The sequence below is a fragment of the Pseudomonadota bacterium genome, assembly GCA_008501635.1.
GTDB lineage: Bacteria > Pseudomonadota > Gammaproteobacteria > QQUJ01 > QQUJ01 > QQUJ01.
Window position 1 is genome coordinate 358,745 of record QQUJ01000018.1, and the last position, 22,370, is coordinate 381,114.

24 protein-coding genes and 1 pseudogene are annotated in these 22,370 nt (G+C 59.2%); 12 read left to right on the forward strand and 13 right to left on the reverse strand.

Going from position 1 to position 22,370, the window contains the following annotated elements; all coding sequences use genetic code 11:
* Positions 1 to 82: 82 nt before the first annotated feature.
* A pseudogene (locus tag DWQ09_11715) lies at positions 83 to 510 on the forward strand (hypothetical protein).
* 49 nt (positions 511 to 559) lie between these two features.
* Here DWQ09_11715 and aroF read toward each other — a convergent pair.
* The gene (gene aroF, locus DWQ09_11720; GenBank protein ID KAA3627819.1) at positions 560 to 1,600 is read right to left on the reverse strand and encodes a 3-deoxy-7-phosphoheptulonate synthase; all 1,041 of its coding nucleotides are present in this window, start codon (positions 1,598 to 1,600) and stop codon (positions 560 to 562) included.
* Between the two features lie 103 nt (positions 1,601 to 1,703).
* Between aroF and DWQ09_11725 the strand changes: the two genes are divergently transcribed.
* Together DWQ09_11725 and DWQ09_11730 are read left to right on the forward strand one after the other, a co-directional pair.
* Complete coding sequence (locus DWQ09_11725) at positions 1,704 to 2,141, forward strand: NUDIX hydrolase (GenBank protein KAA3627820.1); 438 nt, start codon at positions 1,704 to 1,706, stop codon at positions 2,139 to 2,141.
* 63 nt (positions 2,142 to 2,204) lie between these two features.
* Positions 2,205 to 2,549: a DUF1820 family protein gene (locus DWQ09_11730; GenBank protein ID KAA3627821.1), complete on the forward strand. Its 345-nt coding sequence runs from the start codon at positions 2,205 to 2,207 to the stop codon at positions 2,547 to 2,549.
* Between the two features lie 7 nt (positions 2,550 to 2,556).
* Here the strand turns inward: DWQ09_11730 and DWQ09_11735 are convergent, their stop codons facing one another.
* The 4 genes from DWQ09_11735 to DWQ09_11750 form a co-directional block, all read right to left on the reverse strand.
* A complete protein-coding gene (locus tag DWQ09_11735; GenBank protein KAA3627822.1) occupies positions 2,557 to 2,997 on the reverse strand; it encodes a CBS domain-containing protein in 441 nt (146 codons plus the stop codon).
* A 97-nt stretch (positions 2,998 to 3,094) separates the two neighbouring features.
* On the reverse strand, positions 3,095 to 3,604 hold the full coding sequence (locus DWQ09_11740) for a hypothetical protein (protein ID KAA3627823.1): 510 nt from the start codon (positions 3,602 to 3,604) through the stop codon (positions 3,095 to 3,097).
* A gap of 143 nt (positions 3,605 to 3,747) precedes the next feature.
* On the reverse strand, positions 3,748 to 3,981 hold the full coding sequence (locus DWQ09_11745; protein ID KAA3627824.1) for a hypothetical protein: 234 nt from the start codon (positions 3,979 to 3,981) through the stop codon (positions 3,748 to 3,750).
* A gap of 130 nt (positions 3,982 to 4,111) precedes the next feature.
* Positions 4,112 to 5,386, reverse strand: a complete 1,275-nt coding sequence (locus DWQ09_11750; protein ID KAA3627825.1) for an aminotransferase class I/II-fold pyridoxal phosphate-dependent enzyme — start codon at positions 5,384 to 5,386, stop codon at positions 4,112 to 4,114.
* Between the two features lie 231 nt (positions 5,387 to 5,617).
* Between DWQ09_11750 and DWQ09_11755 the strand changes: the two genes are divergently transcribed.
* The 3 genes from DWQ09_11755 (at position 5,618) to hrpA (ending at position 10,960) form a co-directional block, all read left to right on the forward strand.
* The gene (locus DWQ09_11755; GenBank protein ID KAA3627826.1) at positions 5,618 to 6,097 is read left to right on the forward strand and encodes a hypothetical protein; all 480 of its coding nucleotides are present in this window, start codon (positions 5,618 to 5,620) and stop codon (positions 6,095 to 6,097) included.
* Positions 6,060 to 6,926 (forward strand): hypothetical protein, encoded by an 867-nt coding sequence (locus tag DWQ09_11760; GenBank protein ID KAA3627827.1) that lies wholly within the window; start codon positions 6,060 to 6,062, stop codon positions 6,924 to 6,926. The genes DWQ09_11755 and DWQ09_11760 overlap by 38 nt, the downstream gene beginning before the upstream one ends.
* 110 nt (positions 6,927 to 7,036) lie before the next feature.
* On the forward strand, positions 7,037 to 10,960 hold the full coding sequence (hrpA, locus tag DWQ09_11765; GenBank protein ID KAA3627828.1) for an ATP-dependent RNA helicase HrpA: 3,924 nt from the start codon (positions 7,037 to 7,039) through the stop codon (positions 10,958 to 10,960).
* 16 nt (positions 10,961 to 10,976) lie between these two features.
* Here the strand turns inward: hrpA and DWQ09_11770 are convergent, their stop codons facing one another.
* Positions 10,977 to 13,652 (reverse strand): EAL domain-containing protein, encoded by a 2,676-nt coding sequence (locus tag DWQ09_11770; GenBank protein KAA3627829.1) that lies wholly within the window; start codon positions 13,650 to 13,652, stop codon positions 10,977 to 10,979.
* 165 nt (positions 13,653 to 13,817) lie between these two features.
* Here DWQ09_11770 and DWQ09_11775 point away from each other — a divergent pair, with 165 nt between their 5' ends.
* Entirely contained in the window at positions 13,818 to 14,702 is an 885-nt protein-coding gene (locus DWQ09_11775; GenBank protein KAA3627830.1) for a radical SAM protein, read from the forward strand.
* Positions 14,703 to 14,913: 211 nt separating this feature from the next.
* Here the strand turns inward: DWQ09_11775 and DWQ09_11780 are convergent, their stop codons facing one another.
* Positions 14,914 to 15,543 (reverse strand): esterase, encoded by a 630-nt coding sequence (locus DWQ09_11780; GenBank protein ID KAA3627831.1) that lies wholly within the window; start codon positions 15,541 to 15,543, stop codon positions 14,914 to 14,916.
* 107 nt (positions 15,544 to 15,650) lie between these two features.
* On the reverse strand, positions 15,651 to 16,025 hold the full coding sequence (locus DWQ09_11785; GenBank protein ID KAA3627832.1) for a hypothetical protein: 375 nt from the start codon (positions 16,023 to 16,025) through the stop codon (positions 15,651 to 15,653).
* Positions 16,026 to 16,330: 305 nt separating this feature from the next.
* On the opposite strand from DWQ09_11785, the gene DWQ09_11790 reads away from it, so the two are divergent.
* From DWQ09_11790 to DWQ09_11810, 5 genes are all read left to right on the forward strand, one after another.
* On the forward strand, positions 16,331 to 17,071 hold the full coding sequence (locus tag DWQ09_11790) for a sulfite exporter TauE/SafE family protein (protein KAA3627833.1): 741 nt from the start codon (positions 16,331 to 16,333) through the stop codon (positions 17,069 to 17,071).
* A 120-nt stretch (positions 17,072 to 17,191) separates the two neighbouring features.
* Complete coding sequence (locus DWQ09_11795) at positions 17,192 to 17,395, forward strand: DUF2892 domain-containing protein (GenBank protein ID KAA3627834.1); 204 nt, start codon at positions 17,192 to 17,194, stop codon at positions 17,393 to 17,395.
* Between the two features lie 126 nt (positions 17,396 to 17,521).
* The gene (locus DWQ09_11800) at positions 17,522 to 18,064 is read left to right on the forward strand and encodes a TIGR02281 family clan AA aspartic protease (protein ID KAA3627835.1); all 543 of its coding nucleotides are present in this window, start codon (positions 17,522 to 17,524) and stop codon (positions 18,062 to 18,064) included.
* Between the two features lie 90 nt (positions 18,065 to 18,154).
* Positions 18,155 to 18,769, forward strand: coding sequence for a CoA pyrophosphatase (locus tag DWQ09_11805; protein KAA3627836.1), 615 nt, complete (start codon positions 18,155 to 18,157; stop codon positions 18,767 to 18,769).
* Positions 18,672 to 19,253, forward strand: a complete 582-nt coding sequence (locus DWQ09_11810) for a hypothetical protein (GenBank protein KAA3628020.1) — start codon at positions 18,672 to 18,674, stop codon at positions 19,251 to 19,253. Before DWQ09_11805 ends, DWQ09_11810 begins: the two co-directional genes overlap by 98 nt.
* A 3-nt stretch (positions 19,254 to 19,256) precedes the next feature.
* Here the strand turns inward: DWQ09_11810 and DWQ09_11815 are convergent, their stop codons facing one another.
* From DWQ09_11815 to DWQ09_11835, 5 genes are all read right to left on the reverse strand, one after another.
* Positions 19,257 to 19,856, reverse strand: coding sequence for an SCO family protein (locus tag DWQ09_11815; protein KAA3627837.1), 600 nt, complete (start codon positions 19,854 to 19,856; stop codon positions 19,257 to 19,259).
* A gap of 17 nt (positions 19,857 to 19,873) precedes the next feature.
* Positions 19,874 to 20,221, reverse strand: a complete 348-nt coding sequence (locus tag DWQ09_11820; protein ID KAA3627838.1) for a hypothetical protein — start codon at positions 20,219 to 20,221, stop codon at positions 19,874 to 19,876.
* Positions 20,222 to 20,360: 139 nt separating this feature from the next.
* Positions 20,361 to 21,431 (reverse strand): branched-chain amino acid aminotransferase, encoded by a 1,071-nt coding sequence (locus DWQ09_11825; GenBank protein ID KAA3627839.1) that lies wholly within the window; start codon positions 21,429 to 21,431, stop codon positions 20,361 to 20,363.
* Between the two features lie 166 nt (positions 21,432 to 21,597).
* A complete protein-coding gene (locus DWQ09_11830) occupies positions 21,598 to 21,834 on the reverse strand; it encodes a DUF465 domain-containing protein (protein KAA3627840.1) in 237 nt (78 codons plus the stop codon).
* 78 nt (positions 21,835 to 21,912) lie between these two features.
* The gene (locus DWQ09_11835; GenBank protein ID KAA3627841.1) at positions 21,913 to 22,368 is read right to left on the reverse strand and encodes a hypothetical protein; all 456 of its coding nucleotides are present in this window, start codon (positions 22,366 to 22,368) and stop codon (positions 21,913 to 21,915) included.
* Positions 22,369 to 22,370 lie beyond the last annotated feature (2 nt).

Below are 22,370 nucleotides of genomic sequence, written 5' to 3' on the forward strand. Positions count from 1 at the left end.
CCGCTCCTGCGGTTGGTTTGAACCGGAAACGTGGAGCGAACAGGTTCTTTCAGATCTCAGTGACCACGCTAGACCAGACCCCGTGTGTGAACTTCTCGGCATGAGCACCAACATCCCCGCCGACATCTGTTTCAGTTTCTCCGGACTGATGAAACGCGGCGGGGAGACAGGCCCGCACCAGGACGATTGTGGTATTGCCTTCTACGAAGGGTCGTGCTGTCGCGCCTTTCATGACCCGAGCGCCAGCATACAACGGGAGATCGCGCGCTTGGCGCCCTACGTCGTTACCGCAACAGCGTTCGGTCTAGGTTCGGGATTGCTGGAATCGTGCACCAGCCTCACGGTGGTTCGCTATCTTGGGCAAGGATCTGTGGCGTTTACCTGGGAGCGGACCGACTCGGCAGTAGACGGCAGCCATTCGCACTCGCTCGCGGTCGCCTGGTCACAAGCGCTCGACGAAGCCTGGGCGCTGACGGCACGAGCCGGACAGCTCGACGCCGCAGGGGGTGACGGTACGCCTTTCGGCAGCGTCGCGCGCGGCTACGCCTGGTGGCGCCGCTCAAGCGGCGGTGTGGAACGATTTGGCCGAGGTTGCCAACGCCGCGCGCAATGCATTGATCTCGCGCATCAATTCGTTGAAGTAACCGGGGGTCAGCGCCTGCGGACCATCGCACAACGCCTTGGCGGGTTCCGGGTGTACTTCCACCATGATGCCCGCCGCACCGATCACCAACGCCGCCTTGGTCACCGGGCCGATGATTTCGCGCCGACCTGTGGCGTGGCTGGGGTCGACGATAACCGGCAGGTGGGTGATTTGGCGGAGATAGGGCACGATGCCGAGATCGAGCGTGTTGCGCAGCGCGGTTTCAAAGGTGCGGATACCGCGTTCGCATAGCACGACTTGATCGTTCCCTTCGCTGACGATGTACTCGGCAGCGGCCAGAAATTCTTCGATTGTTGCGCTCAGTCCGCGTTTGAGCATGACCGGTTTTTTGAGCTGGCCGATCTCTTTCAGAAGATCGAAGTTCTGCATGTTACGGGCGCCGATCTGCAGAAAGTCCGCGGATTCCGCCACGCGCTCCAACTGGTCGATACGCATCACTTCGGTTACGAAAGGCAGACCGGTTTCAGCGCGCGCTTCCTCCAGGAGCTGCAGTCCGTCGTAACCCATGCCCTGGAAGGTGTGGGGACCGGTGCGCGGCTTGAAGACACCACCGCGCAGCACCCGCGCGCCGGCGGCCTTGACGGCGCGGGCGGCGTTCAGCAGCTGATCGCGGTTTTCCACCGCACACGGACCGGCGATCATCACCGGTTCTTCAGACCAGCCGAAACGTACGTCGTTGCCTACGCCGACGACGGTATCCTGGGGATGAAAGTCGCGACTCACCAGTTTGTAGGGCTTCGAGACGTGGATCAGTTCAAGAATCCCCGGCAAGCCGCGAAACGGTTCCTCGTCGACATACCCATGATTGCCCAGTACACCGATGGCGACACGGTTCTCTCCGGGTATGGGTTGCGGGGTATACCCCAACTCACGGATTCTGTCGGTAACGGCAGCAATCTGATCCGGAGTGGCGGCATGGTCCATAACGATGAGCATTGCGGGGTCCTGCGGCTTCAAAGGAGGGGCAATAATACAGGATCTCATTTCGACGTGCCTGTCGATGCGCTCTACAATGCAGGCTCTGAATCAGGGAGTCACTATGCCGCGACCCGAAACACCGCAGCTTGCCGCGGATGCCATCATCGAACTCATTGACCAGCCGGGAAGACCCATTGTTTTGATCCGACGGCGTAACGCTCCGTTGGGTTGGGCATTACCCGGCGGCTTCGTTGATGTGGGTGAGAGCGTCGAACGGGCGGCAACGCGCGAAGCATTGGAAGAGACCGGGTTGGCGGCGCAGCTGGTGGTGTTGCTGGGTCTGTATTCGGAACCTGCGCGCGATGTCCGTGGGCATACGGCAAGCGCGGTTTATGTGGCGCAGGCACAGGGTAAGCCGTCGGCAGGGGATGATGCGGCAGATGTTGGCGTCTTTGCGCTCGATGCACTACCTGAACCGTTGGCGTTCGATCACGCGCGTATTCTGGATGACTATCGTGTCTATCGCGAACAAGGGCGGCTGCCCGGGCCGCGCACGTGATACTCTCACCCTGGCGGGTAAAGTAAATCCCGCCTTTCATACCTCGCACGTTACGAGAGCGCTATGGCAAAGAAACGCAGTGTCTTCAAGGTGGTTTTTTTTAACCAAGGCAAGGTGTATGAGCTCTACGCCAAGGGGGTTTCCCAGTCCAGCATGTACGGCTTCGTGGAAGTCGATGGACTGATCTTTGGGGAGCGTTCGGCGATGCTGGTGGATCCGGCGGAGGAGCGTTTAAAAAGCGAATTTGAAGGCGTGAACCGCACCTACATTCCCATGCATGCCGTGGTGCGTATCGACGAGGTTGAGAAGGAAGGTGTGGCCAAGATCACCGAGGTAAAGGAGATCAAGGGCGGCAGCGTAACGGCCTTACCTCTCTCGGCGTACAGACCCGGGGATGACTCCACTTAAGAACTTGTCAGTACTCTTCGCCCAACTCTTCGATGCGATCGACCAGGTGGACCACCAGCTTGAGGAAATCCGCCTCGGTAAGAATACCGATCAGATAATCGCCGGTAACCACCGGTAGGCAGCCAATCTTTCTTTCCAGCATCAGTCCCGCGGCTTCGCGCAGACTGGTCTTGGCGTCGACGGTGAGCGCGTTGCGGCTCATCACTTCACGCAACGTGATGTTGGTATCCAGGGCTTCGCGTTCCTCGGCGTCCATGTCGGCCAGAGAAGAGACGGTCAGCGCCAGGACATCACGCTGCGTCAGAATGCCCAGAAAGCGATTGTCCGCGTCGACGATGGGAATATGGCGAATGCGATGCTCAGCCATGGCGAGTCTGGCGGTACGCAGGGTATCGTTCTCGCTCAAGGTGTAGAGATTGGTCGTCATCAGATCGTTGACGTTAATCACGGCGCTCTTCCTCCCGTCTGCCGGCGCATTGCGGCGGCCATTATACGCGCATACGCCGAGATTCCGCTTCCTTGTGTATTGCGAATCGTTTCGGCAACTACTCGGGGGAGATACGCTGTTGGCCGCTGCGTTGCGAGACGGCGAGGCGTTGCTGGTGGACCTTGCTGGCGTTGAGGGTGGCGCGCGCCTGCACAGCGCTTTCAAACGCGTGTCCACCGGCAACTACCAAATGTCGAGGCAGATAGCCCGAGTGCGCCAATTGGGTGCGGATCTGCGCTTGACTGCTGAGGCGTGAATCGACTTCCGTTTGCCAGGGTTTGGCGAGTCGCAGCTCGGGCAGCGCGGTGTAGAGCGCCGCTTGCCGCCCTGCCGGTTGTAAGGCCGTGTGCGTGTCGCGAGCGGCGTGGCGGTCACGCGGGGCATCTTCCTGGGCTTTGCGGCGTTCCTCTGCCCAGCGCGACTCCTGTTCGGTGCCGCGATCCTGGATCACACTGGGAACCTGACGTGGCGGCGCGATCTCGAAAACGCTGTTTACGCCGCGTTCGCCACTGAAATAGGGCGGCGTCTTCAGGTAGCTGTTGAGGGCGTTGTTGTCGCTGACAATCATGAGGTCTGGATCATCCGCCGTTTGGCGTGCTTATGGCCGATGGAGCTCTCCTCTGGGCTGTAGACCGAAGCGTGATTACCAATGCAGCCGGTGCTAGTCGCGCGAATCGCCTGGGGCTCGTTGCCAATGGCACGGCGGCGGTGTCAGGAATCAAGAAGGCTCGAAAGTGCCTCGTCGGTACGGCGTATCACCGACACAGAGGCTTCGACTTGGGTGCGATTGGCGCTTAATTGCACCAGTGCCTTGAGGACATCCCCATCGAGGACGCTGGTATCCTGAGTATTGGCATGGGCGATGGTGTGGGCGTTACGATTCAGCCCCTCAAATCCGCGCTGAATACCCTGGATAGCACTATCGTAGATCGGATTGATCGCCATGGTTGGCAGCTCCGCAATGGCATCGTCAATGGGCGCCAGTATACCACCCGGGCCAGGTCATCCCTATCAACAACGCCCTGCCGGCGGGCTCGTGCCGACCAACGGCAGAGCCCGGCCGATGAATAGACCCCTAACCGGCGGCTTTTAACGCCTGATCGATGTCTGCCAACAGATCATCGATGTGCTCGATGCCGATCGAGAGACGCACCATGTCCTCGGTAACCCCCGCTTTGACCAACTCGTCGGGAGACAGTTGGCGGTGAGTGGTGCTGGCCGGGTGGCAGGCAAGTGATTTGCAGTCGCCGATATTGACCAGGCGGGTGATCAACTGCAGGGCATCCTGAAAACGTGCCCCGCCCTCGCGCCCGCCCTTGACGCCGAAGGTGAGGATGCCGGAAGCGCGTCCCCCCATATATTTCTGCACGAGTGCGTGATCTTTGTGATCGGGCAGCCCGGCGTAGTTGACCCAGGAAACCTGCGGGTGCTGGCGCAGGAATTCAGCCACCCGCAGCGTGTTGTCGCAGATGCGATCCATGCGCAGCGGTACGGTCTCGATCCCCTGCAGCAACAGGAAGGCGTTGAAGGGGCTGATCGCCGCACCCATGTTGCGCAGCGGCACCACGCGTGCGCGTCCGATGAATGCTGCCGGGCCCAATGCTTCCGTGTAGACCACTCCATGGTAGGAGACATCCGGTTCGCTGAGACGGGGGAAACGCGCCTTGTGCTCGGCCCAGGGAAATTTGCCCGAGTCGACAATGGCACCCCCGATGGAGTTGCCATGTCCGCCCATGTACTTGGTGAGCGAATGGACCACGATGTCGGCGCCGTGCTCGAAGGGGCGGCACAGGTAGGGGGTGCAGACGGTATTGTCCACCACCAATGGGACACCATGGCGATGCGCGATCTCGGCCAGGTGCTCGAAATCGGTGATGTTGCCCAGGGGATTGCCGACCGATTCGCAGTAGATCGCCTTGGTGCGATCGTCGATCAGTCCCTCGAAACTTTCCGGTTGGCGGTAGTCGGCAAAGCGTACCTGGATGCCCAGCTGCGGCAGGGTATGAGCAAACAGATTGTAGGTGCCGCCGTAAAGAGTGGCCGCCGAGACGATGTTGTCTCCGGCTTCGGCGATGGTTTGGATGGTGTAGGTGATTGCCGCCTGACCGGAAGCCAGTGCCAGACCCCCGATACCGCCCTCCATTTCGGCAACGCGCTTCTCCAGTACATCCTGTGTGGGATTCATGATGCGGGTGTAGATGTTGCCCTGCACCTTGAGGTCGAACAGGTCGGCGCCGTGCTGGGTGTTGTCGAAGGCGTAGGAGGTGGTCTGGTATATGGGCACCGCGACTGCCTTGGTGGTGGGGTCGGGGCTAAAACCGCCATGCACGGCGATAGTTTCAATTTTCATGCAAACTCCTTGAATTAAAACAGATTATTTGAGATTGTTGGGTACTGTGGGGCCCCGACTCATCCGCCGGCTAGCATACCGGCCTGGCACCCTCATGCAAAGATCACCGGGCCGCTGCGCCCGGCGGCGTCTGCTGAGGCCAGTTAGCACTTCATATTTTGTCGGATCCGAGGTTATTATTTCAGGTCCACGGTTCGTCCTTGCGATGTGCCGTCCAGCAGAGGGGGTGTTATGGGAGCCACGCAGTCGATCACGGCCGACGTTACTCTGGATATGACGGGTTCGGTGTGCCCGGGGCCATTGTCTGCCGCCAAGAAAATGGTCGAAGAGTTGGACAACGGTTCGATAATGCTGTTGATCTCGGATTGCCCGGGTACCGGAGATGATCTGCTTGCCTGGGCGCGGCACACCAGCAACCTGCTGTTGAGTACCGATGCCTTGGGTGACGGTCGCAAGGGTTACCTGATTCAAAAAGGTGACCTCTGGCCCGCCAATGTGGTGCTCGATATGCGCGGCACTCGCTGCCCGGGGCCGATCATCGAGGCACGCCGCCTGTTGGACGGGCTGCAGGACGGGGAAGTGCTGAAACTGATAAGTAACTGCAAGGGAACTCCAAGTGACGTCGAGAGCTGGACACGCAAGACCAGCCACGAGTTACTGGGCCAGGTTGAGGATGCCAACGGAACCTATCAATTCTTTATCCGCAAATGAGTCGGTCGAAACATCGGTAAGCGAGGCACTGGAAGCAACCTCCGGGCAACGTTACGACCACGCTAAGAAGGCGGGCAACCAGGGCGACCTGGTCAAACACGCGGCGCTGCTCGCTGCGGTGTCGTATATCGCCTATCGGCAGCATTGCGAGACATTCGTCTACGCCGAGAGCCACGCCGGCCCTGCGTGCCATACTTTGCAGCCCGGTGGGGCGTGGGAGGCGGGCATCGGTGCTTTCGGCAGGCGGGTGGCGGGAGTCGATGAAGCGGATCGACGCTGGCCCGCGCTGCATCCCTATACAGCCACCGCTTTTCGGCACACTCCCTGCGCCGGATCGACCTACCAAGGCTCGCACGTTCTGGTTCATCGTATGCTGACCCGGGCGGATGTCACGCCGCGCATGCACTTGTGGGATATCAGTTCGCATGTCTGCGCGGATTTGAGATTGCGCTACCGCAGCGAGCCGGGCGCGCACATCTCCCGCAGCGATGGTTACAGTGGGCTGGCGATGCTCCCCTACGTGGATTTGGCACTGGTCGATGCGCCGGCTTTCGAACCACGCCGAATTGCGCAGACGATTGCCGGCCTCAGTATCAAGGAGACACCGTTTCTTTGCTGGATTCCGCGCATCGGTGTCGACTCGGGCGAAGATCCGGTGGTTCGCGAGTTCCGTGATCTGGTGGCGGAGGACTACTTCGTTGGTACGGCCCAGTGGCAGGATTGGACGCCCGGTCTATGCGGTTGTGCGGTCGTTGCCAGCCCGGAGTTGCAGGAACCGCTCTCGGCGGTGATGACGGAGCTGCTTTGGGCGATGGGCTGGCGCCCCTGACCGATCCGTTCCTGTTCCCGATTTCCGCAGGAGATATGGCGACCCGCCGTGCGTTGGTTTAGTGGCGGGCTCCTGTTACAGTGGCCCGCCGGTTCCCTACGACACGTTTCATGGCTGGTCCTGTTTCCCAATCCCGTAGCCCCGGTCCTGCAGTACTGCCAAAGTGGTTGGCGGAGCTGCGCGCTGAACTCGAGGTTTGCAGTTGGCGTGACCGGGGTGAACTGGAAAAGCTGTTCGCCGCCATCGCCAGGCGATTGAATGACGGCAAGCCTGCCGATCGACTTCGCACCAAACTCAACGCATTGATAGCCGCTTCCCGGGAGCGCCGTGCGCGCCGTCTGGCCGGACGCCCGGTGGTGACTTTCCCCGCAGAGTTGCCGGTCAGTCAGCGTCGCGATGAAATTGCAGAGGCTATCGCCGGGCACCAGGTCATTGTGCTGTGCGGGGAGACGGGCTCAGGCAAAACCACGCAGCTACCCAAGATCTGTCTCGAGCTGGGACGCGGTGTCGATGGCCTGATTGGCCATACACAACCACGACGTATCGCCGCGCGCGCCGTTGCCGCGCGTATCAGCGAAGAGCTCGAGTGCGAGCTGGGACAGCAGGTGGGTTACAAGGTGCGCTTCAGCGATCGCACCCGACCCGACAGCTACATCAAACTGATGACCGACGGAATTCTTCTGGCCGAGACCCAGGGCGATCCGCTACTTTTGGCCTACGATACGTTGATCATCGATGAAGCGCACGAACGCAGTCTCAACATTGATTTTCTGCTGGGTTATCTCAAACGTCTGCTGCCCAGGCGGCCGGATCTCAAACTTGTTATCACCTCGGCCACGATCGATCCTGAGCTGTTCGCACGGCATTTTGACGACGCGCCGATAATCACCGTCTCGGGTCGAACCTATCCTGTTGAAGTTCGCTATCGGCCCATCGCAGGTGAGGACGAGGACGAACGCGATCGTGATCTCGGTCAAGCCATCCTTGATGCCGTGGATGAGGTCTCGCGCATTGACCGGTTCGGTGACGTGCTGATCTTCCTGCCGGGTGAACGCGAAATACGTGAGACGGCGGAGGCACTGCGCAAGCACCATCCACCCGGCACCGAAATAGTTCCGCTCTTCGCCCGGTTGTCCGCGGCGCAGCAGCAGCAGATTTTTAAACCCCACCAGGGTCAGCGCATCGTCCTGAGCACCAATGTTGCGGAGACCTCGCTGACGGTGCCGGGTATTCGCTTTGTCATCGACCCGGGCCTGGCGCGGATCAGTCGTTACAGCTACCGCACCAAGGTGCAGCGGCTACCGATCGAGAAAATCGCTCAGTCCTCGGCCAATCAACGGGCCGGTCGTTGCGGGCGGATCAGTGCCGGTGTTTGTATTCGCCTCTACTCGGAGGAGGACTTCATCAATCGTGCCCAGTTTACAGAGCCTGAGATTCTGCGCACCAATCTCGCGGCGGTGATTCTGCAGATGAAGTCTTTGCGCTTGGGTGATATCGAAGCGTTTCCTTTCGTTGAGGCGCCGGATTCGCGCTACATCCGCGATGGGATGCGTGTGCTGGAGGAGTTGGGCGCGGTCGATGCGAAAGGGCATCTCACTGAAATCGGTACGCGGCTCGCCCACTTGCCCATCGATCCGTGTATTGGCCGCATGCTGCTGGGTTCCTCGAGCGAGGGGAGCCTCCAGGAAATGCTGGTAATCGGTGCCGCGTTGAGTATTCAGGACCCGCGCGAGCGTCCACTGGACGCTCGACAGAAGGCCGATGCGAGTCACCTTGAATGGCGCGATGAGCGCTCCGATTTTCTCAGCTACCTCAATCTGTGGCGCTGGTTCGAGGAGCAACGCCGTCACCTCACACAGAGTAAACTGCGGCGACTTTGCCGCGAGCGCTTTCTCTCCTACGTGCGAATGCGCGAGTGGCGCGATATTCATCAGCAACTGCACCACCACGCCATCGAGCTTGGAATGCGGCCCAATCAGCAGCAGGCCGATTACGCCGCCATCCACCGAGCGCTCCTTAGCGGAGTACTCGGTGGCATCGCAATGAAAAGCGAGAAGAACGAATATCAAGGTGCACGCGGTATCAAGTTGATGTTGTGGCCAGGTTCGGGATTGTTCAATCGTGGACCGAAATGGATTGCCGCGGCAGAACTGGTGGAAACCACGCGACTCTATGCGCGTACGCTCGCTCAAATCGAGCCAGAGTGGGTGGAGCCGCTGGCCGGGAACCTGGTCAAGCGCAGTTACTTCGAACCTCACTGGGAGAAGCGTCCTGCTCAAGTCGCCGCGTATGAGCAGATCAGCCTCTATGGCCTGGTACTGGTAACGAAACGGCGGGTGAACTATGGGCCGCTGGACCCCGGGCTCAGCCGTGAGCTCTTCATCCGGCATGCCCTGGTACAGGGCGAGTACAACTCCGCGGCACCCTTCCATCACCACAATCGTCAATTGATCGAAGAGATCACGGCGATGGAGCATCGCGAGCGGCGACGCGACATCTTGATCGACGAGCAGGAGATGTACTCGTTCTTCGACGCACTGTTGCCGGTAGGGATCTACAGCGGCAAATCGTTCGAAAGCTGGCGCAAGCAGGCCGAGCAGGAGAATCCACGGCTGCTCTTTCTCGATAAGTCGGATTTGATGCGCCGGCCTGAAGAGGCCAGCGAACGAGAGTTCCCTGCTCTGCTGGAGGTGGCGGAAGGTTTAAGGTTGCCGCTCAGTTACCACTTCGATCCGGGGCACGGCTGCGATGGCGTAACGCTGATTGTACCGGCTGCGGCGCTCAATCAACTCGATCCGCGACGTCTTGAATGGCTGGTTCCAGGGTTGTTGCAAGAGAAGGTCACAGCCCTGATTCGCGCGCTTCCCAAATCGTTGCGGCGAAACTTCGTGCCCGCTCCCGATTTTGCGTTGGCCTGTCTGAACTCGGTGGAGCGAGGGCAAGGTGACTTGAGGGATGCACTCGGTTCCCAACTCAAACGCATGACCGGAGTCGAGGTACCCAGCGATGCCTGGGAATGCGCAGCGCTTCCAGACCACCTGCGTCTCAATTATCGGGTGATCGATAGCCATGGAAAACCATTGGCGGAGGGACGCGATCTGGCTGAGTTGCGCCGGAATCTGGATACACAGGCCCAGGTCCATTTTGAATCGCTTCCCGAATCGAATTGGGAGCGGAGCGGAATCGAACGCTGGGACTTCGGTGAACTCCCCGAGCGTATCGAGATTACCCATCATGGGGTCACACTCAATGCCTTTCCGGCATTGGTGGACGAGGGCGACAGCGTCGCCATCCAGTTGATCGACGCTCCAGCACGCGCTGCACAACTGCATCATGCCGGATTGCGCCGACTGATACTCTTGTCACTGCCTCAGCAAGCGCGCTATCTCCGTAAAAATCTGCCGGGTTTCGACAGGATTGCCATGAATTACCGTGGGATAGGTACTACGGATTCGTTACGCGAAGACCTCACTCGCGCAATCGTCGATGAAACATTTCTACGCGGTGCTACAGCGGTGCGCGATCAACGCACTTTCACCAGAGTACTGGAAGCGGGACGTGGCCGCATGATGGAGGTGGCCGACGAGATCTGCGGCATCGTTGCCGAAATCCTCACTGCCTACCGTATTATTGATAAGCGACTGAAGGGTTCAATGTCGCCGTTGTGGATCGAAGCTGCACGCGAGATACGGAACCAGCTTGACCATCTGATCCACCCCGATTTCATCAGTCGCACTCCGGTGTGTTGGCTGCGCGAGTTGCCGCGTTACTTGCGCGCGATCGGGCTGCGGCTGGAGAAGCTGCCCGGCAATCTGACGCGCGATCGCAGAAACGCGGCTGAGGTTGAGCGTTTCTGGACGTTGTACTGCGATAGACATGAAAAAAATGGTCGCAAAGGCGCTGCAAACGACGCCTTGGAACGGTTTCGTTGGTTGATCGAGGAGCTCCGCGTATCGCTTTTTGCCCAGGAGTTAGGGACCTCGCGGCCCGTTTCCTGCGAACGACTACAGAAACTCTGGGTGCAAATACGCTGAGCATCCCTGGTACGCGCTAATGGCGCGTATCTGAATGTTCGCCTCCACGGGTCCGCTCGAACCCTACCAGGGTGGTCTCCAGATCCTCCATTACATCGCTGTCGCCGCGCGCTTCCAATGCCTCGGGCTGGAACAGGGGGCGTGGCGGGCTGATGGCCATGCCTTGTGCGTAGTCGACGCCGATGCGTTGCAGGATTTCAATGGAGTCGCGGTCCTCCACCATCTCGGCAATAGTGCGGATGCCTAATGCGTGGGCAGTGCGGTTGATCGATTCAATAATGGTCTGATCGACAGTGTCGCGAACCAGATCGCGCACGAAGCCGCCATCGATCTTCAGATAGTCTACCGGTAGATTCTTTAGGTAGTTGAACGACGACATTCCGCTGCCGAAATCGTCCAGTGCCAAGCGGCAGCCCATTTCGCGAACCTCGCGAATAAAATTACGCGCGCGTTCCAAAGAGGCCATTACCGCGGTTTCGGTAATCTCGAAGCAGATGGTTTCCGGAGGTATGCCAAACTCGGAAAACTGATCGCGCAGATAGTGGACAAACAGTTCGTCATTGATGCTGGCAGCCGAGATGTTTACCGAAATCATGCCCAGCGTCTGCTGCAGGTTTTCACCGTTGGGATGGGCGCGCATGTGGGTCGCGAGGCTCGAGAAAAGGTTGGTAACGACCCAGCGGTCTACCTTGGGCATCAGGTCGTAACGCTCCGCGGGTGGGATAAACGCCCCGGGTGGGATCAATGTGCCATCCTTTTCCAGGATGCGGATCAGTATCTCACGGTGGGGCGCCGCACCGTTGCCGTCGCGCAGCGGTTTTATGGTTTGAGCGAACAATATGAAACGATCCTGCTGGAGCGCTTTGTTGACGCCGGCCACCCAGTGCATCTCTCCGTGGCGGCGTGCCAGTTCCTCGTTGCTGGGGTGGTAAACCTGCACCCGATTGCGGCCGAGATCTTTCGCCGCGTAACAGGCTACGTCCGCAGCGCTTAACAAGCCCGCGACGGTGTCGCTTTCAAAGCTGATCGGCACCAGGCCGATACTGGCTCCCACGGAAAACGACTTGCCGTTCCAGTTGAAGGTGAATCGGTCGATTTCGCGACGCATGCTTTCCGCCACGTCTTCGGCCTTTTTCAGCGGGCAACCCTCCAACAGCAGCCCGAACTCGTCGCCGCCCAGTCGCGCCAGGGTGTCGTTATCACGCACCTTTTCCCGCAACGCCGCCGCCAATTCGCGCAACAGGGCATCGCCGGCGATGTGCCCGCAGATATCGTTGACCACCTTGAATTGATCGAGATCGATGTAGGCGAGTGCATGATCATCGTGTTCCAGGCGGGCGGAACGCAAAGCACTCTCGAGGCGACGTTCGAATTCCCGACGATTGACCAGACCTGTCAGCGGATCATGGGAGGCGTGATAGCGCAGTTCGTCGGCCATACGCTGCTCCTGGGTGACATCGTGGAGAATCATCACGGTTCCGGTCGGATTGCCCTGCTCATCGCGCAACAGCGCTGTGGCCTCCTCGACTACCAGACGCCTCCCGTCACGACGGTGCAATACAAAGCGTGTACGGGCCGTCCCGCTGTGTTCACGGAAACCAGGGTCAAGCGGTTTTACGGTCGTTTCGGTGCGCGGGTCATCGAACAGGCGGCACACCTCCGGGAGGGCACGGCCATGGGCCTCTTCCGCGCTCCACCCCACCAGTCTTTCTGCCGCGGGATTGAGGAACTCGACCCGGCCATCGCGATTGGTCGTAAGCACCGCATCGGCGATGGAGCTGACTGTGATCAGCGCCCGTTCTTTCTCTGCTTTCAATGCAACCTCGGCGCTCTCGCGCGCCTTGATATCGCGTTTGAGCAGATTGACCGCCTCGCGCAAGCGCTGCGTGCGTTCCCGCACCTTTTTTTCCAGATCGGCCCGAATCGCGTCCAACTCCTGAGCGTGGTTCTTCTGACGTTCGGCGATGCGGCGATCGATGGCGGAGGTGGCGAGAACGGTAGCTAAAACAAGCAAAGAGATTGTGGCAATGATGGTGGCCAGTGATAACGGTTCCAGCCCCTGCAAGCCCGCCGCGGAACTCGACTCCGCGGTAAAAGTGGCCGAAGCCATGGCGGTGTAGTGCATACCTGCAATAGCCGACCCCATAATCAGCGAGCCGCCCAGCGTTTCGCGATCGAGTTGCAGCGGTGATTTTTCCCGCAAGGCAAAGGAAAGCTTCAGCGCAGCCATCGAAGCCACGATCGCAATGATGATCGACAGGGCGAGTATCGGGAGATCGTAACCGACCGTCGCGGATATTCGCATCGCGCTCATGCCGGTGTAGTGCATGGTGGAAATACCGGTGCCGAGGCAAAGGCCGCCGACCGCGAACCGTTTGAGACCATCTCCGGGGGTATTGGCGATATAAAGCCCGAGCAGTGCACCGAGGGTGGCGGGTATCATCGAAAGCAACGTCAGCGGAGTATCGTAAGTGACAGCAACCGGCAACTGGAGCGCCAGCATCCCCACGAAATGCATCGACCAGATGCCAGCCCCCATTACCAGAGCGCTGCCGAGCAGCCAGCGATTTCGTGCCGGTCCCGTGGTACCGGCGACGCGCCCCATCAAACCGAAGGCGATGTAGGATACGAATACGGCGATGACAATGGAGAGTGTGACCAGCCGAAGGTCGTAGGATCCATCCAGATTCATAGCTCGCCCTTACGCGAGTAGGCCAGCGCCACGGGAGTCCGACGCGCCTGGATAATATCAGTATGTTTATTATGATCCATTAAATTACTTTGTATTACACTGGAAAGCAATCTCCCCGACCTACACTTGAAGAGCCTTTTCCACCCAATGTCAGCTTATCCCTCAATGTACCCGTTGCCTATCCATTATCACGAACCACTGTTTCGTCCCCCCAGTGAGGCCGATTCGCTGATCATCCAGGCCACCCTGGGCTGCTCCTGGAACCGCTGTACGTTTTGTGAAATGTACACGAGCAAGCGCTTTCGTCCACGGCCTGAGGCCGAACTCATGGGCGAGATACAACGCCTGGGCGAGCACTGCCAGGACGTGCGGCGGGTTTTCCTTGCCGACGGGGATGCCATGACGCTATCAACAAGGAGGCTGCTGGCGATTCTCCATCAAGTTGGCACCCACCTCCCGGGAATCCAGCGGGTATCCTGCTATGCACTGCCCAGGCAGCTGGCGCGAAAATCCGCGAACGAACTCAGCGAGCTGCAAGATGCGGGTCTCAAGCTGGTCTATGTGGGCGTGGAGTCCGGTGACGATGAGGTGCTTCGTCGGGTTCAGAAAGGCGAGACGCAGAAAAGCAGTATTGCGGGTCTTCAGCAGGCGCATGCGGCGGGCATGGAGACCTCGGTGATGATACTGAACGGGCTCGGCGGCACCACTTTGTCACAACAGCATGCGCGCAGTTCGGCGCTGGTCCTCAACGAGACCCAGCCGCGCTACGCGGCGGTTCTGGTGGTGATGCTCCCCCATGGTGAGGAGCGGTTTCGCGCGGCCTTCGGTAACGAGTTCCAGCCGCTTGATCTGCGGCAGTCGATCGAGGAGATGCGGTGCTTTATAGCGGCTACCGACCTTAAGGCCACGATCTTTCGCAGTGATCACGCCTCCAATGTTCTGGTGCTGAAGGGAGTGCTGGGCAAGGACAAGGCCAGGTTGCTGGCGCAGATCGAACGCGCCGGAAGTGATCCCACACTGCTGAGACAGAATGGGAGGCGCAGACTGTGAGATCAGATGGGCGCCCAGATGCTCGTGGTTTCAGTCTTGTGCGTTGGCGGTGGGTACGAGTTGCGTGCGAACTCGAGGGAATGGTATCGAGGGGTGATGCTGGGGATTCGGGAGGCTGTCTGACAGGGACAGGATCACCGGTTTCCAGTGGATCAGCAGCCAACAAACGAATGGCGGCCTGGTAAAAGCACCGTTACCGGTTCGGGGCGGATCAAATCAGCTCGGGTTTTATATGGTGCCAAAGGCGATCGATCTCGGCGTTGAGACTGTGATCCGCGGGAAAAAGGATCAATTCGGCCTGAGGATTGGCGTTGAGGTACTCGATGCTGCCCTGGTAGGGCACCGTATCATCGTAAATGCCATGAAAGATCAAGGCTGGCAGCGTCCGGTTCAACACACAATTTTCGTATTGACGCGCATCTTCGATGATCCCGTAGTGAAGTCTGCGTTTCTCCCCGTACTGATAGTGGTCGACCTCCATCCACCCTGTCTCGCGCCAGCGCGCAGCTTGCTGCTTGCCGATCAGGTCGAGGTAGCGCTCGAGAAAGCGGATCGCAGGCGCGATCATTATCAAACGCGCAATGATGGGAGAATCCTGAGCTATCAGGCAGCCGAGATAACCGCCCATGCTCGATCCGATCAGCGTTGTGGGCTCTTCGCTCTCCTGGAGAACATTCCGGATAATGGCGAGTTGGCTGCTGATCGTCAGCTGCTCAAAACCCGGGCTGTTGAGGTCGGGTGCCTGGAGCTCGATGCCGTGTTCGGCAAAGCGCCGGCGGAAGTAGTTGCCCTTGAAGGTCGATGGGCCGGAGCAGAATCCGTGGAGATAGAGGTAGCGCATCTAATGGTTGATCCGAAAAGCGCTGAACATACTGGTCGCGAGGCTGGCTAACAAGCTTACGTGAGCTGTCGGGTAAAAGGGATCGCCTGACGGGCAACCCGGTGAGGTCAGTGCGATCGGTTCTGCCGGTAGGGCGCGAAAGCGAAACTGATCAGCGCCGTTGCCCAGCGTTTTTGCCAGTGCAGCATCTCCGCCTTGGTCAGCTCGGCGATTTGCAGTGAATTGCGAACATTCTGCACGACGCGGTTCTGGCACTCTTCGGCCAGGTGGTGCTGACCGTTGATAATGCCGGTTACGCTCTCTGGTTCGGCACTCATCCGCAGGACAGCGAGCCCGTTGCTGACGCAGGCAAAGGCGGTCGATAATTCGCGGCCCATGCCACTGGTGGCGGCTTGGGAGGTCAGCTCGACCATTCGCAACGTATACTCGCGTGCGGTTTTACCCAGTTCGGCATAAGCCGGAGCCGCGCCATGAAAGTGCATTGTGTTATCCCCTTGAAGCAGCCAAATCTTATCCTGATGCTGCGTCGCAGCATAGCATGCCAGAAAGGACCGGAGCAACAATGCAGTGTCGGAAGGGGAGTAGCTATCGTACCTGTAAAATTGCTACTAATCTCCGTAAAAACAATGTGATACTCAACCTGCGGAGATGGCCTCAGTACAGCTGTCATCCCTTGGCGTAACCCCCGATGATCTTTTAACGCTACGGCGGGGCCTGCTGTTCCGCGCGGGGGTGAGGCGGGATCCGGGAGGTTCGATCGCGAGGAAGCGGCCGCGGGAGGGGAGCTATGGATTACGAAATCGTGATACTGCTGGGCATGCTGCTGCTTGCCGCCACTCTCTACAGCGCGGCTGGTCAAGGAGGTGGCTCGGGTTATCTGGCGGTAATGGCCTTGTTCGGTTTGACCCCCATGGTGATGAAACCGGCCGCGCTCGCCATGAATGTTGCGGTAACCCTGCTGACACTGGGAATAACGCGTGGGATCCGACACATTCCCGTAAAACTGTGCATGGCGGTCACCGTACCCTCTTTCCCAACTGCGTTATTGGGGGGCTATTTTCTTCCCCCCGCAGCCGTTTACGGTTATCTGGTGGCGGGTGCACTGGTGGTGGCGGCGCTGTCGCTGTGGCGGGAAAGGCGGGAGCTCCCGCTCGTCACGCCGCCACGACCAATCACGTTGGCCCCCATCGGGGGGCTTCTAGGATTGATCTCAGGCTTGACCGGGGTCGGAGGAGGGATCTTTCTCGCGCCAATCCTGCTGATCAAGCGCTGGGCGGATCTTCGCGCAACCTTGGCGATGTCATCGGCCTTTATCCTGATTAATTCCATTGCGGCGCTGATCGGCCATGCGTTCAGCAACTATGAGTGGCCGAGCGAGATGCCCATGATGATTGCGGCCGCACTCCTGGGGGCTCTCCTCGGCAGCGTCTGGGGGAGACGCTATTTAGGTACTGCGGGAGTTCGCTGGTTGCTAGGCGGTGTTTTGCTCGTGGCAGCGGCGCGCATGGTTTTCTTTGCCCACCAATAAGGGGGGGGCTCGTGGCAGGAAAGCAGAAGTTGATTAAATATTAGAAAACGTTAATATACTTATTAACGTTCATTTCAGAAACTGACGGCCACAGAATATTCCTTGAAGGAGTAACGACTTATGAGTATCGACCGTATGGTTTTGGCCTTTGCCGGCCTGTTTATTTTGGTTAGTCTGGCACTGTCCCAATTACATCACCCCTACTGGCTCTGGTTTACCGCGTTTGTAGGTGCAAACCTTCTCCAGGCCGCTTTTACCCGCTTTTGCCCCCTGGCGCGTATCCTCGGATTGCTTGGCGCCCGTAAAGGCGAGGCACTCAGTTGAGTCGCATCGCCGCTCTCTTCCCAACCTCCCAGGTCCAACCCGCCGTTCGGCGGGTTTTTTTTCGAACTCGCGTACTATTGTGTGGTCCGAAACATGGGTGCCGGCAGTTACTGGCGGGAGTGTTGAATGACCGGTAAGGGACGGGATAGTACGCGCGGTATCGGGCGGGCGATGATCCTGACCGGATGGGTCGTTGCCCTCGTGTTGCTCAGCCTGGGGTTTCATCGTTGGTTTGAACAGCAACACAATCCGAACCAGGTGGTGAATAGCCACTTCACCGCCGATGGGAGTGCCGAAGTTGTTCTCCTGCGAAATCGGCACGGACATTACGTGGCCAACGGTAAAGTAAACGGGTATCCGGCCGCTTTTCTACTCGATACCGGTGCCAGTGATATTTCGGTGCCCGGTGATCTTGCTCAAAGATGGGGTTTGAAGCGGGGCTTGCCCCGCCAATATCGGACAGCCAACGGTATGATTACTACTTTTAGTACCCAACTCGAGCGGGTTGAACTGGGCGATATCGTGCTCGACAAAGTTCGCGCGCACATTAACCCGCATTTAGGGAATCATGAGATTCTGTTAGGTATGAGTTTCCTCAAGCATCTCGAATTGATTCAACGCGGCGATACGCTCACTTTGCGGCAACACCGTCGTCCCGCATCTTTGTGAGATCTAATTGGCGGTAACGGATGCACTGATGGATTACACTCTGAATTGAGTAATGACTACATCGATGAATCAGAGCTTTAGCATGTAGCGATGCACGACAGGATTGCACAGTGGTTGAATTCGAAACCCGACACGGAGGTGTCTGCTTTGCCGATGTCGGCGGGTGACTATCGCCTTAATCCCACCGCTCCCGTTCGTACCGGATACACTCAGGCTGCCGTGCTTGTGCCCCTGGTGGATCGACCGGAGGGTATGACGGTACTGCTCACCCTGCGCACCGAACATCTCAATGACCATGCAGGGCAGGTGAGCTTTCCAGGCGGTCGCGTAGAACCAAGTGATCGCAGCACCATCGAGACCGCTCTGCGCGAGACCGAAGAGGAGATCGGCGTGGGTCGACAGCACATCCAGGTGCTCGGGTATCTGGATCGTTATCGGACTGTAACCGGTTTTGACATCGAACCTGTGGTGGGTGTCGTAACACCGGGTTTTACCTTGAAGCCCGACCCTTTCGAGGTGGCCGAGATTTTCGAAGTTTCCCTTGAGTTGGTGTTGTGCGAAGAGAGCTTCCGCCGTGAAACCCTTCTGCACAAAGGTTGCGAACGCCATTTCTACGAAATTCCCCACAAGCGCCACCACATCTGGGGAGCCACCGCGGGTATTCTGCGTACCCTCTGCCTGCGCGCCCAGGCCACCGTCGGCTGACCTGGAAACAAAGCCAACCCGCAGTACCGGGCGCTCGAACCGCGAGCGACCGGCACAGCTCGCGGGGGATTTTGAGATAGGTTCTAATTACGCCGGCAAGGCCGCGGCGTGCATCGACGGTCTGCAACGCCACGACATCATGTGCGTGTATGTCGAATCCCCCGATGAGGCGGGCCATGCCGGGCGGCTCGATTACAAGCTCCAGGCGATCGAGGATTTTGACCAGAAAATCGTCGGCCCGGTGCTGGATTACCTGGCCGCACAGGGTGGCTATCGTGCGGTGGCCTGTCCCGGCCATCCCACCCCGGTGGCTGTGAAGACGCACGCGCGAGAGCCGGTCCCGTTCGCCATGTGCGGCACCGGCATCACCGCCGACACCAACGATGCCTATGATGAATGGTTGCTCAGCAACGGAAGTGTTTCGTTCGATCCGGGCTACCGCATGATGGAGTTCATGCTCAACGGATCTGCGCCCCGCCGCTAGTCATCAGGGGATATAATCGCGAATCCGCTCGGCGATCTGCTGCGGCGTGGCGCTGTGGGCAAACTTGGTGAGAAAGGTACCGTCGGGCCCCATCAGGAAGACCCCCGCACTGTGATCCACCCGATAAACATCGGGAGGATCGGCCGGTAACCGCACCTTTTCGAAGCGGATCCGGAAATTCTGCGTTACCCGTTCGATCATCTGGTGAGAGCCCGTAAGCCCGATCAGCCGTGGATTGAAGTAGCTGACGAAATCGCGCATCACGGCCGGCGTGTCACGATCCGGGTCGACACTGATCAGTAACGGTTGGACCTGTTCGGCCTGGTCACCCAGTAACTCAAGTGCCTGATTGATGATCACCATCGCGGTGGGGCAGACATCGGGGCATGCGGTATAGCCGAAATAGATCAGCAGGAACTTACCGCGAAAGCTGCGATCCGTCACGATCTCGCCGTAGTGATCGAGAAGCATAAAACGGCCCTCAATGCGCCCCTGCGCCAGGGGCTCAGAATCGGGCGCCGGATTGCCGGTCTGCGCCTGGGCAATGGCCGCCATCAGGAGCACAGCCGCGCCTGTGATGCCGATACGTTGAAGTGTGGACATGACCAATCGTTCCCCTGTTACTCCGCAAACGATCCTCTGAGTCGCTCGATACCTGCAGATACCTGCTGTGTAAACTCCGCGGCTGAGGGACAAGGTTGGTTGCTCTCAAGCGCTTTCATGAAGCCCGCGTTCGTCGTGTCCTCGAACAGGGCGCCCAAGGCGCGGATCTTGGGCACATTGGCGACCATCGCCTCCTTCATGCGCCTGGTCTCGTCGTAAAATTTGCAGTGCAGCGCCACCCCGTTGAGCCCGCCGAGGTGATTGATCGCATCATGCTGTGCATCGCTGATGGCAGATGCGGCCATAGGCGTCCAGCCGGCGACCAAGAGGATGATGACAAGCAAGGGATGGCGGATTGTCGGCATGGTGCAGTTTCCAATGATCTACCGTTGACGTTCATGCCGCGCACCGCGATAGCGCTGTGAGCGGCAAAGTTTGTATTAAGCGGCAAAGCGGGCGCTGTGTCCTTGCGTTGCATCAAGGCCCGAGGCGCCGTGACCGCAGTCAGGTCAATAGGTGCAGCCAGCCGTGGCGGTCGGGGATACGTCCGTACTGGATGCACAGGATTTCGTCGTAGAGCCGCCGTGCCAGGCCATTCTCCATGGCAGCCGGCACCGTATGATCCTCACCCCGATAGCCGAGACGACCGATCGGTGCCACCACCGCGGCGGTGCCGCTACCAAAGGCTTCGTGCAACTGGCCGTTTTTGCTTGCGTCGATGACTTCATCGATGGTGATGGGGCGCTCTTCGATCGGGACCCGCCACTCGTTGAGCAGGGTGATGACCGCATCGCGGGTCACGCCGGGGAGTATGGTGCCACCCAGCGGTGCGGTGACTACTTTCGCGCCCAGGTGAAAGAAGATGTTCATCTGCCCGACCTCCTCCACATAGCGATGTTCGCGTCCATCCAACCACAGCACCTGGTTGTAACCGGCTGCCTGCGCCTCAGCTGTGGGAAGCAGGCTGGCGGCGTAGTTGCCGGCGGTTTTGGCGAAGCCCATCCCGCCGGGGGCCGCACGGGTATAGCGCTCCTCGACCTTGAGGGCGATGGGGGAGAAGCCGCCGGCGAAGTACTCGCGCACCGGTGAGGTCATGATGATCAGGCGATACTCTCGCGAGGGGCGCACGTCCAGATGGGCTTCGGTGCCAAGGATCAACGGGCGGATATAAAGCGCTTGCCCCGGCCGGGTGGGTACCCACTGGCGATCGACGGCCACCAGGGTTTCGATGGCCTGACAGAAGAGCCCACGATCGACCGGTGGAATGCAGAGGCGCTCGCAGGAGTGATAGAGCCGCGCCGCGTTGGCATCGGGTCGAAACAGGCGCACCTGCCCGTCGCTGCCGCGAAATGCTTTGAGTCCCTCGAAGACCAGCTGGCCGTAATGCAGGGCAGCGGTACCGGGTTCCAGTGTCATCGGTCCGTAGGGTTCGATGCGCGGGTCGCGCCATGCACCATCCCGATAATCCATGGTGAAGAGATGGTCTGAAAAACAATTACCAAAGCCAAGATTGTCGAAATCGACCTGATTGATGCGACTTTCGACGATGGGTTGGACCGGGATGGTTGAATTCACCGCTTGAACTCCTTAGCGCATAGTCCGGTGGTAGCTCACTGCCACATCATAACCCAAGGTTATCGAGTAGCGGGCGCACGCGGTTCACCCCGGCCGGGGTTCGCAAGTCGATAGACGGAACGGTTCTCCCGCCATCGGTCGCGTTGGAGGGATCGCGGGCTAAGGACTAACTGCGTAGTGTTGTGTAGAGACTGTCCTTCAGGGTGACGCGTTTCTTTTTCAGATCTTCCATCGTCTCGTCGCAGACGGGTTGACCCAGCTCTTCGAGACGACGAATCTCGGCATCGAGCTGGTCGTATTCATCCATGAGTTGCGCAAAGCGCGGGTCGCTCGCGCGTTTGGCCTCAATTTTGCCCTTCAGATCGGGGAACTCATGGATGAGGTCGTGGGTTTCGCCAAGCATCGTAGCCTCCTGTTATTGGTCACCGGGTCTTAACCCAAGCATAGTGCAGTGCACCATGAGGAACAATGCCTGGACGGCCTACTGAGGATTCTCCGGCTTGTCGCCGCTGAAGAACGCCTTGGTTCTCTCCCACAGGCTTTGCGACTTGTCTTTGCTCCAATCCGCGCCCTTCTCGACCTTTTCCGCTGTCCAGTCGGCGGCGCTGTTGACACCCTTAGCGGTCGCATCGACCCCCTTCTCGGCTTTGTCTGCGCTCCAATCCGCCGCTTTACCGGCACCCTCCCTCGTTGCGTCCCACCCTTGCCGGGCTTTCTCCTGACCCCAGTCGGCGGCCTTGTTGGCACCCGCTTTGGTCGTATCCCAGCCTTGCCTGGCCTTGTCCTTGGCCCAATCGGCCGCTTCGCTGGCCGTCTGTTTGGATTGCTCGACAACGCCGGGCTGGGCCGGGGATTCAGCCAGGGTCGGGCTGTTGACAATGAACAGGGCGATCAATAGCGCAAGGGTTCGTAGGTGAGGCGTCATAGAGGCTCCCATGG

Bases quoted from the DNA above. Each gene is read 5' to 3' on its own strand.
- DWQ09_11815 (KAA3627837.1), bottom strand. From the start codon at position 19,856: ATGTCCACACTTCAACGTATCGGCATCACAGGCGCGGCTGTGCTCCTG.
- DWQ09_11780 (KAA3627831.1), bottom strand. From the start codon at position 15,543: ATGCGCTACCTCTATCTCCACGGATTCTGCTCCGGCCCATCGACCTTC.
- DWQ09_11835 (KAA3627841.1), bottom strand. From the start codon at position 22,368: ATGGGAGCCTCTATGACGCCTCACCTACGAACCCTTGCGCTATTGATC.
- DWQ09_11775 (KAA3627830.1), top strand. From the start codon at position 13,818: ATGTACCCGTTGCCTATCCATTATCACGAACCACTGTTTCGTCCCCCC.
- DWQ09_11725 (KAA3627820.1), top strand. From the start codon at position 1,704: ATGCCGCGACCCGAAACACCGCAGCTTGCCGCGGATGCCATCATCGAA.
- DWQ09_11750 (KAA3627825.1), bottom strand. From the start codon at position 5,386: ATGAAAATTGAAACTATCGCCGTGCATGGCGGTTTTAGCCCCGACCCC.
- DWQ09_11770 (KAA3627829.1), bottom strand. From the start codon at position 13,652: ATGAATCTGGATGGATCCTACGACCTTCGGCTGGTCACACTCTCCATT.
- DWQ09_11740 (KAA3627823.1), bottom strand. From the start codon at position 3,604: ATGATTGTCAGCGACAACAACGCCCTCAACAGCTACCTGAAGACGCCG.
- DWQ09_11830 (KAA3627840.1), bottom strand. From the start codon at position 21,834: ATGCTTGGCGAAACCCACGACCTCATCCATGAGTTCCCCGATCTGAAG.
- DWQ09_11745 (KAA3627824.1), bottom strand. From the start codon at position 3,981: ATGGCGATCAATCCGATCTACGATAGTGCTATCCAGGGTATTCAGCGC.
- DWQ09_11790 (KAA3627833.1), top strand. From the start codon at position 16,331: ATGGATTACGAAATCGTGATACTGCTGGGCATGCTGCTGCTTGCCGCC.
- DWQ09_11730 (KAA3627821.1), top strand. From the start codon at position 2,205: ATGGCAAAGAAACGCAGTGTCTTCAAGGTGGTTTTTTTTAACCAAGGC.
- hrpA (KAA3627828.1), top strand. From the start codon at position 7,037: ATGGCTGGTCCTGTTTCCCAATCCCGTAGCCCCGGTCCTGCAGTACTG.
- DWQ09_11820 (KAA3627838.1), bottom strand. From the start codon at position 20,221: ATGCCGACAATCCGCCATCCCTTGCTTGTCATCATCCTCTTGGTCGCC.
- aroF (KAA3627819.1), bottom strand. From the start codon at position 1,600: ATGCTCATCGTTATGGACCATGCCGCCACTCCGGATCAGATTGCTGCC.
- DWQ09_11800 (KAA3627835.1), top strand. From the start codon at position 17,522: ATGACCGGTAAGGGACGGGATAGTACGCGCGGTATCGGGCGGGCGATG.
- DWQ09_11760 (KAA3627827.1), top strand. From the start codon at position 6,060: ATGCCAACGGAACCTATCAATTCTTTATCCGCAAATGAGTCGGTCGAA.
- DWQ09_11785 (KAA3627832.1), bottom strand. From the start codon at position 16,025: ATGCACTTTCATGGCGCGGCTCCGGCTTATGCCGAACTGGGTAAAACC.
- DWQ09_11755 (KAA3627826.1), top strand. From the start codon at position 5,618: ATGGGAGCCACGCAGTCGATCACGGCCGACGTTACTCTGGATATGACG.
- DWQ09_11805 (KAA3627836.1), top strand. From the start codon at position 18,155: ATGCACGACAGGATTGCACAGTGGTTGAATTCGAAACCCGACACGGAG.
- DWQ09_11795 (KAA3627834.1), top strand. From the start codon at position 17,192: ATGAGTATCGACCGTATGGTTTTGGCCTTTGCCGGCCTGTTTATTTTG.